Raw genomic sequence first — 12,972 nt, 5'->3', positions numbered from 1 at the left:
TAACTGCGATAAACGCTGTAGTATCATAGATCTAAAGATTAAGTAGTAAATATAATTCATCATGGCTGATTCTAGTTCTTTAAATAAACCAACTGTCCACTCTTCTGATGCTCCAAGCTGTGATGAGTCCCTAGTTCATCTAGATAATGTGTGGCAGGTGCAGAGTAAGGTTTTAGCAACGGAAAAAGCGCAACAGATGGCAGAGTTTTTTAGCGTTCTTTCTGACCCCCATCGGCTAAAGTTGCTTTCAGCCCTCGCACAGCAAGAGCTTTGTGTCTGCGACTTAGCAGCGATAGTAAAAATGGGGGAATCGGCAGTATCTCATCAGTTACGAGTATTGCGATCGCAAAAGCTAGTAAAATATCGCCGTCAAGGTCGCAACGTTTACTACAGCCTTGCCGATGAACATATTGTGACTTTTTACCGAGAGGTAGCTCAACACCTTGATCAAAGTTGATTATTGAGCAGAGATATAGCAATTATAAGACTTGTGAGATACAAATATCTAGGTTTTAGGGAGCAGGGAGCAGGGAGCAGGCAAGAGGCAAGAGGCAAGAGGCAAGAGGCAAGAGGCAAGAGGCAAGAGGCAAGAGGCAAGAGGCAAGAGGGAAAAAATATTGTGTACCTCATAGCTATGATAAACGCTATAAATAAGTCTATCTACTGAAATAGTTGTAACAGTATTTACAATACAGCCAGATAATTTTAATTTAGTAAGGTACATATTTTTGGATTTTAGGGACTATTAAGCCTGGTATATCGAAACATATAAAAAATAATTTGTACCTCATAAAAATGAAAAAACGCTGTCAATAATTTATTTGGCACAGCTACTTACACTATAATTTGAATAATCTTTCATCTGAATAGTATTTCAGATATTCAGGAGATGTTCACAGTTAGGTATTGCTATGGCACAACTCCATCATCATCAAGACTGCTGCAACTCTGGGCATTCCGTTCAAGCCGTTGCTGAGGTGACAACCCATGATGACTGCTGCGAGAACAGTCAAGGAAAGGAGGTGACTACCCATGATGACTGCTGCGGGAACAGTCAAGGAAAGGAGGTGACAACCCATGATGACTGCTGCGAGAACAGTCAAGGAAAGGAGGTGACAACCCATGATGACTGCTGCGGGAGCAGTCAAGGAAAGAATGAATTTAACTTGTGGCGCGAGTTAAGAGCGGTCGCGATCGCTACTCCTCTTTTGTTAATCGGACTGATTTTTCAAGATAGTTTACATCAGACTCCTTTTGGCATAGCTGAATATGCCATCTTGATTCCTGCTTACTTACTCTGTGGTTGGGGAGTGCTAACCACTGCGGGGCGAAATATCCTGGGGGGTCGGATTTTTGACGAAAACTTTTTGATGACCATTGCCACCATAGGCGCGATCGCTATTCACGAACTACCGGAAGCAGTGGGGGTGATGTTGTTTTACCAGGTGGGGGAATTGGTACAGGGGTCTGCGGTGGGGCGATCGCGTCGTTCGATTCGAGCCTTGCTGGAAGTGCGTCCCGATACTGCTAATCTGCTAGTTAACGGCGAGATACAAACCGTTTCCCCTGATCAAGTTGCTGTTGGGGAAATGATTCGGGTACGCCCTGGGGAGAAAGTTCCCCTGGACGGTGAGATTATTGAGGGAACTTCCCAACTAGATACGTCTGCCCTCACAGGAGAATCAGTCCCCCGTACCGTTGTAACAGGAGATCTGGTGTTAGCAGGGATGATTAACCAGTCTGGAGGGCTAACCATTCGCGTTACTAAGCCGTTTGACGAGTCTTCCATTGCCAGAATTTTGGACTTGGTGGAAAACGCTAGAAGCAAAAAAGCCGACACGGAAAAGTTTATTACTCGCTTTGCCCGCTACTATACACCCGTTGTAGTTTTTCTTTCCCTAGCAATTGCCCTGTTACCACCTTTGCTAATTTCGGGAGCAAGCGCAAGTACCTGGACTTATCGAGCCTTGGTGCTGTTGGTGATTTCCTGTCCCTGTGGATTGGTAATTAGTATTCCTCTCGGCTATTTTGGCGGTATTGGAGGGGCAGCCAAGCGCGGTATTTTGATTAAAGGTTCTACGTTTTTAGATGCCTTAACTCAGGTTAAAACCGTCGTCTTTGATAAAACTGGCACCCTTACTAAAGGAAACTTTCGAGTCACCAAGATTATTACCCACAATGGTTTGAGTCAAGAGCAACTACTAGAATTAGCTGCTCATGTAGAATCTGGGTCAAATCATCCCGTTGCTCAATCGATTCGACAAGCTCATGGCAAACCGATTGACAGTTCTAAGGTTGACAATTATCAAGAAATTGCGGGACAGGGTATTCTCGCCCAAATTGATGGAAAAGTTGTGATCGCAGGAAACGATCGCTTACTGCATCGAGAGGGGATTTCCCATCATGTCTGTGTGGCTGATAGTACGGTAGCTCACTTAGCTGTGGATGGTGAATACAGTGGGCGTATCTTAATTGCCGATGAACTCAAAGAAGATGCCATCAATGCCATCCAAGCACTGCACCAACAGCAGATTAAAACTGTGATGCTGACAGGAGACAGTCAAACCATAGCTAATACTATCGCTCGAAGGCTAGGGATAGATGATTTTCAAGCGGAACTTTTACCAGAGGATAAGGTGAATGCTTTAGAGAAGATCCTCACAGCAGTAAACCAAACTAACCATAAAACCGCATTTGTGGGAGATGGCATCAACGACGCACCAGTAATTGCTCGTGCTGATGTGGGCATAGCTATGGGGGGATTAGGCTCAGATGCTGCTATCGAAACCGCCGACGTGGTAATTATGACCGATGCTCCCTCTAAAGTAGCAGAAGCGATCGCGATCGCCCGCCGAACCCTAGGTATTGTTTGGCAAAATATTATTATTGCTTTGGCAGTGAAAGTCGTCTTTATTGCCCTGGGTGCGATGGGGGTAGCAACTCTGTGGGAAGCTGTATTTGCCGATATGGGAGTGGCTCTGTTGGCGATTCTTAATGCTAGTCGGGTATTGCAGATCAGGGAGAATTAAAGATGTGTAGAAATTATTTAAGCTTTTAGCTATGTTCATGGAACATATCTCGTGTAAACTTAGGAGAATCATAAGGAATAGGGTTTTGTTGCATTCGCTCAACAAGTAACCTTAAAAAATCTTGTCTAGCCTCAATATCGGTAATCTGGGGAGGAATGACTTTAGGGAAATGCTCCATGATCAGAATTAGGGGTCGATTAGTTAGTTACTTAAAGTTTAGCCTATACAAAGGTAAGCATATGCGCTACGCGCAATCGGTGCTTTTAGCTGCGACCCGTGGTGAATTTAATTCTTCATGGGTCAAGCGCACCTAAGGAAGATTATTTTATTTATGCTTTCATTTGTTTTAAGGCATCAGGTGAAGGGTATCTATTTACTTCAATCAGCAATTGTCTTTCTAAGAGGCGATCGCTACTATTAAACTGCAAAATTTTGGCTGTGACTTCCCCAATATCTGTTAAAGATTGAATCATTGCACCATCAAGACGAAAATGCTCAGACCATGGATCTCGTCTAGGATTAAAAAATCTCACCAGATCACCTGTGCGCCAAATAATTGACCCTAAATCTGTTCCTTTATTGAGGTTACAATATAAACAAGCATAAGCTAAATTTTCCGCACTCGTTTCACCCCCATGCTTGACACTGATAATGTGGTCAAATTGACATCCACCACTATCCTGTTCAGAAATCAGACAATATTCACACAAACTTTTAGCCCGGTGACTGACTAATCGTTTCAGTTCTTTAGTCATGTAGTGTCGAGGCATAATTTATTTATTTATATATACTTCTCTCTATACTAAGAGACAGATTTAAGGTATTGATGAGCTCTAGCTTTCGCCAATCTAATCAGATGTTCGACCACTAAAAACTGTTCAAGCTCGTTTTTTTCATATTGGGATAAATCTCCTAATTTTGCGCGTTCCACTAAATCGTATATCTGTTCCTTTGTAGCTTCCGAAAATTGAAACTTAGTCACACTTTCTGGGCTAGTTCCTTGAGCAACAAAATCAATAAATTCATCGTATATTTTTTGATTTTTTACTAAAGTCGTCATGGTCACATTCCCAGCAACGATCACAATCTGCAACTATATTATAGACAATCAGGGGATAGAATTGGTAAAATCAATATTTATCATGCTGTTACCAGGTAATCAATCAGCTAACCTTCAAATTCTGTAACCATAGTTTGCAAAAAATGCTTTACCTCTTGGGGCGATCGCAAATGGTAAACCTGCTTTGTTGCTTTAGCCGCTTCCACATAAGTCCGGTATTTGGGCGTTAGCTTTTTATGACACAGCCAGACCGTGTTATAGGAATTCAGTGTGCCTTTTACTAGGGGACTATTTTCAGGCCAGCCTTCCGGTGGCACCCAAAGACCTTTAACAAATCGCTTTGTGATCCACCAGTAATGTCGCAGCACAGCCATATCCAGATAGACCAGGGTATCGGCTACATCTAGCCGTTGCCACACCGTATCGAGTGAGCCAAATCCATCAACGATCCATTGCTCCTGTTGCAAGAGGTGATCATGGGCGGCTTTAAACTCGGCATGGGGCACCTCAGCACCGCCCGGTCTATATTTCATGGAATCGAGGTGTACCAGGGGTAATCCAGTTATTTCAGCTAAACGTTTGCTGAGGGTCGATTTTCCAGCGCCAGCATTGCCAAATACTGCAACTCTATTCATAGTTAGGGAGTAGGGAGTAGGGAGTAGGGAGTAGGGAGTAGGGAGTAGGGAAGAGATAAGAGGGAACAGGGAACAGGGAACAGGGAAGAGATAAGAGGGAACAGGGAAGTCGGAAGTCAGAAGTGGATAAACAATGTGTACCTGATAGTTATGCAAACCGCCGTAGTACTGAAATAGTCAAATATTATTACTACTCCCGATTCCCGATTCCCGATTCCCTGTTCCCTATTCCCTACTCCCTACTCCCTACTCCCTACTCCCTACTCCTATTAACTGTTGCTCCAATTCTATCACTTTTTCCTTAATATCTAAGCTCCGGTAAAGTTCTAAACTTTCAGTAAAAAATTGGTAAGCCCTTGCTTTAGCATTGGGTTGATTACACTCAACACGACGCAAGTAAATTTTCCCTAAGAGCTGGCGAGCAGAGGCTTCTAGTTTCCGACGGTTGTAGTCTAGGAAAACCTGTAGGGATTCCAGGGCTAACGCTTCCGCTCGGTCAAGGTTTTCTAAGGCATTTACCTCTAGGTAAGCCCGGGAGATATCTAGAATTTTTTCCGCCCTATTGACAATTTTTCCAAGTTCTGAAAGTAACCTTAAGCCCATGGCATAGTTGGTTTCAAATTGCTCAATCTGTTCCGGTAGAGTAGGGTGGTTGGAGGGTAATCGGCGCAAGCGCTCTGAAGAGAGTAAGCCAAGAGCGGTATAGTTGTTGGCTTGGTTGGCTTTGTAGTCGTTGGCTTTACTAATTTCGATGGCTTGACCAATACTTTGCTCCCCTTGGCTGAGTAAGTGGAGGGCTTCGGTTGTGTCTGGAGTATTTCTGGCTAGGAGCCGTTGGCTATTACCAATTTTTCGATACCGATTCGCAATGTTTTCATTTTGACCCAGTTGTTGATGGAGATTTAGGCTTTGCTGGTAATTGTCAATGGCTTTGGTGTAATCACCTAATTCTTGATAACAATCAGCTAGCATATAGCATAAATCTGCTCTTTTTGTCAATCCAACTGCTGATAGAGGTCATGGCTTTGTTCATAGTATGTATTCGCTTCATCATGCTTACCCCAAGCTTCATAGATTCTAGCTAAGTGACGGTAGGCATTTGCTATATCTGATTGCTGATCAAGCTGTTGATAAATTGCTAACGCTTTGAGTTGAGAATTAACAGCTTCTTGATATCTACCCCAGTCTCGATAACAATCACCTAGCCAATACCACGGATTTGCTAGGTCTTGTTGTAAATCCAACTGGTCCAAGAGTTTAATGCTCTGTTCATAGTATGCGATCGCTTGATCATACTTATCCCAATCTTTATAGATTCTACCTAAGTGCAAGTAGGTGAATGCGATACCTGATTGGTCATCAAGCTGTTGACAGATGGCTAAGCGTTTGAGTAGACAATCGACAGCCTCCTGATATCTGCCCAATTCTCGATAACAATAAGATACGAATAACCAAAAATCGGCGACATCTTTTTGTAAATCCAACTGCTGATAAAGATCACGGCTTTGTTCATAGTATGGAATCGCTTCATTATACTTACCCCAATCTAGATAAATGTAACCTAGATTAGAGTAGGCACTTGCTACACCTGGTTGGTCATTAAGCTGTTGACGGATGGCTAAGCTTTTGAGTAGACAATCGACAGCTTCCTGATATCTGCCCCAGTCTCGATAACAATCACATAGCCAATACCACTGATTGGCTACATTCTTTTGTAAATCTAACTGGTCATAGAGTTCAAGGCTTTGTTGGTGGTATGCGATCGCATCTTCATACTTACCCCAATTATACTTACCCCAATCTTTATTGATTCTACCAAGTTGATAGTAGGCACTTGCTACACCTGCTTGGTCATCAAGCTGCTGACGGATGGCTAAGCTTTTGAGTTGACAATCGAGAGCTTCCTGATATCTGCCCCAGTCTCGATAACAATCACCTAGCCAATACCACAAATTGGCGACATCTTTTTGTAAATCAAAATCTTCATAAAGTTCAAGGCTTTGTTGGTAGTACGAAATCCCTTGATCATACTTACCCCAATCTTGATTGATTCTACCAAGTTGATAGTAGGCATCAGCAAGATTTGGTTGGTCATCAAGCTGCTGACGCATTTCTAAGTCTTTGAGTTCACAATCGACAGCTTGCTGATAGTTGCCCCAGTCTCGATAACAATTAGCTAGCCAATACCACAAATCGGCGACATCTTTTTGTAAATCCAACTGGTGATAAAGGTCACGGCTTTGTTCGTGGTATGCGATCGCATCTTCATACTTACCCCAATCTTGATAGATTCTACCGAGTTGATAGTAGGCTAATGCTACATCTGATTGGTCATCAAGCTGCTGACTAATGGCTAAGGTTTTGAGTAGACAATCTACCGCTTGTTGATATTTACCCCAGTTTTGATAACAATCAGCTAGCCAATACCACAAATTGGCTACATTCTTTTGTAAATCTAACTGGTTATAGAATTCAAGGCTTTGTTGGTAGTATGGAATTGCATCTTCATACTTACCCCAATTTTGATAGATTCTACCGAGTTGATAGTAGGCTAATGCTATAAGTGATTGGTCATTAAGCTGCTGACCAATGGCTAAAATTTGGCGTTGAGAATCAATAGCTTGCTGATATCTGCCCCAGTTTCGATAACAATCACCTAGCCAATAGCACAAATTGGCTACACCTTTTTGGAAATCCAAATTCTGATAAAGGTCACGACTTTGTTCATAGTATTCTTTTGCTTGATCATACTTACCCCAATCTTTATATATTAAAGCTAGGTGAAAGTTGGATAATGCTATCCTCGGTTGGTGATCAAGCTGTTGACAGATGGTTAAGTCTTTCTGTTGACAATCGAAAGCTTCTTGATATTTACCCCAGTTTCGATAACAATCAGCAAGATGAAGCCATTGATTGGCTACATCTTGCTGTAAATCCAACTCCTGATAAAGGTCGCGGCTTTGTTGGTAGTATGGAATCGCATCTTCATACTTACCCCGATCTTGATAGATTCTACCAAATTCATAGTAGGTTAATGCTATAAGTGATTGGTCATCAAGTTGCTGATGAATGGCTAAGATTTCGTCTTGACAATCGAGAGCTTGCTGATATTTGGCGGATTCTCGATAACAATCAGCTAGCAATAACCAAAAATTGGCTACATGATCCTGTAAATCCAACTGGTTATAAAATTCAAGGCTTTGTCGGCAGTATGCGATCGCTTGATCATATTTTTCCTTTTTGTAGTAACAAGTAGCTGTTGCCCAAATAATGTAACCCTTGATCAGACTATCTGGTTCTTGATTAATCTTTTCTAACATCCTAATCGCCTGATCATACTTATCCGGGCGGACGTAAGACAGTGCTGTCACAAATTCTATGGATTGTTGACTTCGCTGATCCCGAATCGAATCTTGTCTAATTGCTTCCAGAGCTGGGGTCATCTCTTCCCCTAGCTCTATTACCAAATTGATTAGATTAACAAATAGTCTAAGCTTTGGATTTTGAACTAGCTGTTCAATAAATTTATTTACACCACTAACTAAGGTTTCTCCAGCTTGACCACAAGCTACGTATAAACTCCCTAACTGAGTCTTCACCCATCTCTTTTCACTTAGCTTTAAATTATTACCTACTTCTTGGAGACACTTAATTACTTCATCCTTCTGATTAAACCTTTCAATATCCCGTAACTTCCTCAACAATCCCTTAATCGTTTCATTGTAAACGTCTTGTTCTAACCCCAAGTAAGTCCAGACTAACTGCTGAATCACCCTGGTTCGAATCTTGCTGTTGACATCAACATCAGCCAAAACTTGACCCGCAAACAGTAAATCCTGCAATACCGATGGCGACTCCTGATATGAAACCGTTGAATCTTCCCCTAAGACTGGCCAAACTAAAACCACATCCTTTGATGATGTTTTTCTAATCTTAATTTCCCCATGATCAATCCTAGGCTGATAGTCATCTAAGGGTTTAAACAACTTTGGAACTAACTTATTAATCCGTCTGGGATTCTCACTCCCCAAATACCCTAAGGCTAACAAAATTGGTTCATGCCAACGGGCTTCATATCGATGCTGATTAATAATATCGAGAATCTCACTAACATCATTATCTGCAATATACCGAGCAGCAAAATATTCTTCAAAGGTCAGATGCATAAACCCATAACTACCAGGGGCACGTTCCACAAACAAACCGGTTTTTTCCCTGACCCTGCGCAAAAAATCATTAATTTGCCACTGCACGCTCTGGGAATCTGGGTCTTCATCATTGAACTTCCCATGGATTTCGGCTAGTTTTTCCCTAACTTCTGCTTCACTGACTAATCCCGAGGGTTTCTCTGTATGCATCCAGTAAGCCAAGGGAGCCAACAGTGCCATCACCTGACTTTCTTTGAGCACTACGGTCTCAACACCAGGCAATTTTTTGCTCAATTGCCAATCTTCGATCAAGGTCTGGACGGCTAATTCATAGAGTTTTACCCGTTGATTGGGCAAGCGAGAGCCATTGCGGTGAATTAATGCCAAAATCGTTAACAATAAGGGATTGCCAGTCATACGCTTCACTCCCTCACTGGCTGCGATCGCTTCCTTAAGTTCCTGACTTTGGTGATCCGCTTCCTGCTGCCAATAATATTCACTCGCATCCGGCCTTTGAGCTTTCTCTACCGCTAGACACCATCGGTCCAGAAACCGCTCCACCTGTTCCGGTTCCATCTCAGTAATGGTGAAATGGGAAAACCGTTGGCTTAATTTAACTTCCCGATAGCCAGCAATCCGGCTGGTAATCACAAACTTGTTATCAGGGAATTCGTTAACAAACCCTTCAATTTGCTGAACTATATCTTGGCGTCTTTTCTGATTAAACACTTCATCCAAGCCATCCAACAGCACCAGACACATTCCACTATGGAGTTTGTCACGCAAATGCTCAAAAATGGTTGTATCAGTATCGTTATCAGGCTGATTTGTAAATTCAGCTTGCCACTGCTGAGAGAATTCCCTAAGAAACTGTTGCAAGCTCAAGTCCAATTGGCTTGCCCGCCGTTCCGCATAGTCAGCAATCCGAAAGAACACCGGTAAGCGAGTTTGCCCCAAATCCTCGTTAGCCTCCCCTGGCAATACCGTTTCCTGGTTATCCCGTTGAGCAGTGGCAAAATGGAGCGCTAGATATTTAAGCAGGGTGGTTTTACCAGCACCAGGGTCTCCCAAAATCACGCTATACTTACTATAGCGTATGGCTTTGGCTAAATCAACCTTTTCCGGAATAGTTTTAGTAGTGGTAGAGGTATCAACATCTTTGGATCTCCTTTCCAACGGATCTTCCCGAATCGAAGGGCTAGATAAATTAGCCTTAGATAAATGCCTAGCATCGGAAATAGTTTTAGTACTGGTAGAGATATCGATATCCTGGGGTATCCTTTCCAAGGGATCTACCCCAATCGAAGGGCTAGATAAATTAGCCTTAGATAAATGCCTAGCATCGGAGGTATCAACATCTTGGGATATCCTTTCCAACGGATCTACCCCAATCGAAGGGCTAGATAAATTAGCTTTAGATAAATGCCTAGCATCGGAGGTATCAACATCTTGGGATATCCTTTCCAACGGATCTATCCGCATCGAAGGGCTAGATAAATTAGCTTTAGATAAATGCCTAGCATCGGGGGTATCAACCACCCGCTTCTGAGGTTCAGCCTTGAGGGAAATATAGACCTGATCCAGAAAAATATCCACTTGGCGCTGCACCTGCATCACGCCACTAAACTTAAGATAAGAATTCTGGGCAATTAACCACTCTAGATAGGGATAGAATAACGGTGCCAGGGGTGGTGGATGGGCTTGAAATTCCACAATCTGCTCCCGCCAATCCCAGAAATCTGGAGCCCAGAGGCGAAACTCATCGAAAAATTCTCGTTTATTGAGCCAAAACATCAATACTATGTTCTGCTCAAACAGGAATTCTCTACTGATATTCAGTCGTTTTAGCTCATAGATGCGACGAGGTGTGTCCAACTGCTCAATCCCGAAAGCCATGATCAGAGGACGACTGGGAGCAGGAGTGTTGACAGAGGTCTCTTGATCTAAGGGATTAAGACGGTGGATAAAATTAATTAAAGAATCCTGACTGTAGAAAAAGTTGCTAACCTGAAACCCTTCCTCACTCAAGGCTTCTTGATTAACAACAGAGTTAAACTGCTCCACCACTGGATGGTTGGGACCACTTTCGGGAGCAATGGCAAAAATAATGGTGGTGCCACTGGATAGTTCTAGAGTGGTTACTAAGCTATCCAGCTCATTATGGTCAGCGGGAGTCAATGGATCAGGGGCTGTTTCCATGGGTGAGTATTGAGTAAGTCTGGGGAGATGGGGAGATGGGGAGTGTGGTGGTGTGATTAGTATTCACAAAAATCGTTAATTTATTGGATTGATGAGGTAGAGAATAGTACCTCATAATAGATGCAAGAAACCCTATCAATTCTAAATTCTCAATTCTAAATTCTCAATTCCCTATTACCATCGCGACTACTCAGAAATTGCCTTTCTGAAAAACCTCATTGCCTCAACTGTAGACGCCATTACTACAGACCTAGTTAACAACTCCATATCTAGGTCTGGTAACACCTCTGAGGTATAAATTCGTTCGTAACCGTCTGCTCTGAGATGATGTAAGGTAAATAGACCATCTTCCCAGAACCAGACTTCAGGTACACCCAACTCCCGATAGCGATTGAGTTTGGAGAGATTACCACTGGTAAAAACCACTTCGATAGATAAGTCGGGAATTTTCTTTGGCTTTCCGATACAATAAGACTCATCCGCTTGTGCTGAGGCTACCCCTGGTTTTTCTTGGGTAAAGCTTCCTGTAGGGGTGAACTCAATTCCCTTTTCTTCAAAGTAGATAGCTAACAGAATCCCGATCAAGCGGCTAAAGGTTTCGTGGTCTTGAGAAACTGCCAAGATTTCTACTTCTCCTCCGTAGTAGAATAACCGTATTCCTGGTGAATCGGCAAAGCTCTGTTCCAGTAATTTGAATTGTTGCCAATTCATCCCAGAGTGAATCAGCCGTTGGTCTTTTGGTTTTGAGAGTGTCTGTGTCATTGCTTCCATTCCCGATTACCAATGCCCTTCCCCCCTTTTTAAGCAGGGCTGTTTCATTCTAACAAAACCCAAAACCTAGACAGCTCACGCTACGCGAACACCTTAGAATAAACCTAGAACTAGAGAATTTAATAGTTCCAGATCAACGCGCACGCGTGTGCGTAGCAGATAAGCTGATCTAGCGTTTCTAGGACTCATGAGGTACACATTATTTTTTCCCTCTTCCCTCTTCCCCTCCTGGGAGGGGTTAGGGGTGGGTTCCTCTTCCCTGTTCCCTGTTCCCTGTTCCCTGTTCCCTGTTCCTTAATTCTGACTAGCTTGCCACTGTTCCAAGTCTTGGATAATAATTGGATTCACATCAAACCAGGTATGGTCACCGTCATACCCTAAGACATACTTATTTTGTAAAAGTTCATCACAAATCACAAAGTGCCCTTGCTTGGGCAAATGATGGGTATTGGTAGTTAAGCGACCGGTTTGGTGAACAGTAGCCAATTCCGGAAAATGATAGTCATTGATAGTATAGGCTTTGCGTTCTTCTTGAATCGCCTCCTGAGCAATGGTTGTGTCTACATATTCCTTTTTATTCTTCACGGCGACCTGACAAGCCGTGCGCGCTAGTCGGATTAAATCCCGGATCACACCACCACTCTTTTCACATAATAGATCTAAGGCATCGGGAGTGAATAGGTCTGTCTCGTTAATTTTAGCCAATCGTTCGGTAATCACAGACTTCAAGATATCTCGACCAGCTTGGTTAGGGGTTGAGGTGGGACCAGAATTGCGATCGCATTCAAATACAGGCAAATTATACAAATCTAAACATTGGAAGCTTTCCATGGGTTGCCGAAAGCTAGGGGAATATCGTAAGGAAATTGGAATGGTGTAGATGATATGACACTCTAATTCTGTCAGCAGCGAACTCTCAAACATTTTCACAGCGGTGCCATAATCCTGGCGATCGAGACCATCTACAATGATTAATAAGTTTTGATTGCAGTCTGTTCTAGCCGCTTGAATAATATCGTTTGTCCGAGTAATGATGTCATTAAGATCAGGACCAATGTTAAGGCTTCTAGTAATATCCCGAGTGAATCCCCGTCTCAGAATTAACCCCAATCTTGTAAAAACGTCTGGTA

General features: G+C 42.8%; 10 protein-coding genes and 1 pseudogene. 3 read left to right on the top strand and 8 right to left on the bottom strand.

Annotated features, from left to right (window positions below):
* Window positions 1-61 precede the first annotated feature (61 nt).
* Entirely contained in the window at window positions 62-457 is a 396-nt protein-coding gene (locus F6J99_RS11385; RefSeq protein ID WP_293113017.1) for a metalloregulator ArsR/SmtB family transcription factor, read from the top strand.
* On the opposite strand, the gene F6J99_RS11380 is transcribed toward F6J99_RS11385, so the two are convergent.
* Entirely contained in the window at window positions 448-630 is a 183-nt protein-coding gene (locus F6J99_RS11380) for a hypothetical protein (RefSeq protein ID WP_293113016.1), read from the bottom strand. The genes F6J99_RS11385 and F6J99_RS11380 overlap by 10 nt on opposite strands.
* 281 nt (window positions 631-911) lie before the next feature.
* Between F6J99_RS11380 and F6J99_RS11375 the strand changes: the two genes are divergently transcribed.
* Entirely contained in the window at window positions 912-3,029 is a 2,118-nt protein-coding gene (locus tag F6J99_RS11375; protein ID WP_293113015.1) for a heavy metal translocating P-type ATPase, read from the top strand.
* A gap of 329 nt (window positions 3,030-3,358) precedes the next feature.
* Here F6J99_RS11375 and F6J99_RS11370 read toward each other — a convergent pair whose 3' ends face one another.
* From F6J99_RS11370 to F6J99_RS11360, 3 genes are all read right to left on the bottom strand, one after another.
* Window positions 3,359-3,799: an HNH endonuclease gene (locus F6J99_RS11370; RefSeq protein WP_293113014.1), complete on the bottom strand. Its 441-nt coding sequence runs from the start codon at window positions 3,797-3,799 to the stop codon at window positions 3,359-3,361.
* Between the two features lie 32 nt (window positions 3,800-3,831).
* The gene (locus tag F6J99_RS11365; protein ID WP_293113013.1) at window positions 3,832-4,089 is read right to left on the bottom strand and encodes a hypothetical protein; all 258 of its coding nucleotides are present in this window, start codon (window positions 4,087-4,089) and stop codon (window positions 3,832-3,834) included.
* Between the two features lie 107 nt (window positions 4,090-4,196).
* Window positions 4,197-4,880 (bottom strand): adenylate kinase, encoded by a 684-nt coding sequence (locus tag F6J99_RS11360; protein WP_293113012.1) that lies wholly within the window; start codon window positions 4,878-4,880, stop codon window positions 4,197-4,199.
* Here F6J99_RS11360 and F6J99_RS11355 point away from each other — a divergent pair.
* Window positions 4,847-5,029, top strand: coding sequence for a hypothetical protein (locus tag F6J99_RS11355; protein WP_293113011.1), 183 nt, complete (start codon window positions 4,847-4,849; stop codon window positions 5,027-5,029). The two genes, F6J99_RS11360 and F6J99_RS11355, sit on opposite strands and share 34 nt — an antisense overlap.
* On the opposite strand, the gene F6J99_RS11350 is transcribed toward F6J99_RS11355, so the two are convergent.
* From F6J99_RS11350 to F6J99_RS11335, 4 genes and pseudogenes are all read right to left on the bottom strand, one after another.
* Window positions 4,971-5,696, bottom strand: a complete 726-nt coding sequence (locus tag F6J99_RS11350; RefSeq protein WP_293113010.1) for a tetratricopeptide repeat protein — start codon at window positions 5,694-5,696, stop codon at window positions 4,971-4,973. The genes F6J99_RS11355 and F6J99_RS11350 overlap by 59 nt on opposite strands.
* Before the next feature lie 23 nt (window positions 5,697-5,719).
* Window positions 5,720-11,071 (bottom strand): tetratricopeptide repeat protein, encoded by a 5,352-nt coding sequence (locus F6J99_RS11345; RefSeq protein ID WP_293113009.1) that lies wholly within the window; start codon window positions 11,069-11,071, stop codon window positions 5,720-5,722.
* A gap of 186 nt (window positions 11,072-11,257) precedes the next feature.
* Window positions 11,258-11,833: a Uma2 family endonuclease gene (locus F6J99_RS11340; RefSeq protein WP_293062307.1), complete on the bottom strand. Its 576-nt coding sequence runs from the start codon at window positions 11,831-11,833 to the stop codon at window positions 11,258-11,260.
* A 303-nt stretch (window positions 11,834-12,136) separates the two neighbouring features.
* Window positions 12,137-12,972, bottom strand: a pseudogene (locus tag F6J99_RS11335) (hypothetical protein); the annotation flags it as partial.

This window comes from Moorena sp. SIO4G3 (assembly GCF_010692305.1).
Classification (GTDB): domain Bacteria; phylum Cyanobacteriota; class Cyanobacteriia; order Cyanobacteriales; family Coleofasciculaceae; genus Moorena; species Moorena producens_A.
This window is presented reverse-complemented; position numbering and strand designations above follow the sequence as displayed.

Coding starts and splice junctions, on each gene's coding strand:
- F6J99_RS11385 (WP_293113017.1), top strand. CDS start 62: ATGGCTGATTCTAGTTCTTTAAATAAACCAACTGTCCACTCTTCTGAT.
- F6J99_RS11365 (WP_293113013.1), bottom strand. CDS start 4,089: ATGACGACTTTAGTAAAAAATCAAAAAATATACGATGAATTTATTGAT.
- F6J99_RS11345 (WP_293113009.1), bottom strand. CDS start 11,071: ATGGAAACAGCCCCTGATCCATTGACTCCCGCTGACCATAATGAGCTG.
- F6J99_RS11340 (WP_293062307.1), bottom strand. CDS start 11,833: ATGACACAGACACTCTCAAAACCAAAAGACCAACGGCTGATTCACTCT.
- F6J99_RS11380 (WP_293113016.1), bottom strand. CDS start 630: ATGAGGTACACAATATTTTTTCCCTCTTGCCTCTTGCCTCTTGCCTCT.
- F6J99_RS11370 (WP_293113014.1), bottom strand. CDS start 3,799: ATGCCTCGACACTACATGACTAAAGAACTGAAACGATTAGTCAGTCAC.
- F6J99_RS11375 (WP_293113015.1), top strand. CDS start 912: ATGGCACAACTCCATCATCATCAAGACTGCTGCAACTCTGGGCATTCC.
- F6J99_RS11350 (WP_293113010.1), bottom strand. CDS start 5,696: ATGCTAGCTGATTGTTATCAAGAATTAGGTGATTACACCAAAGCCATT.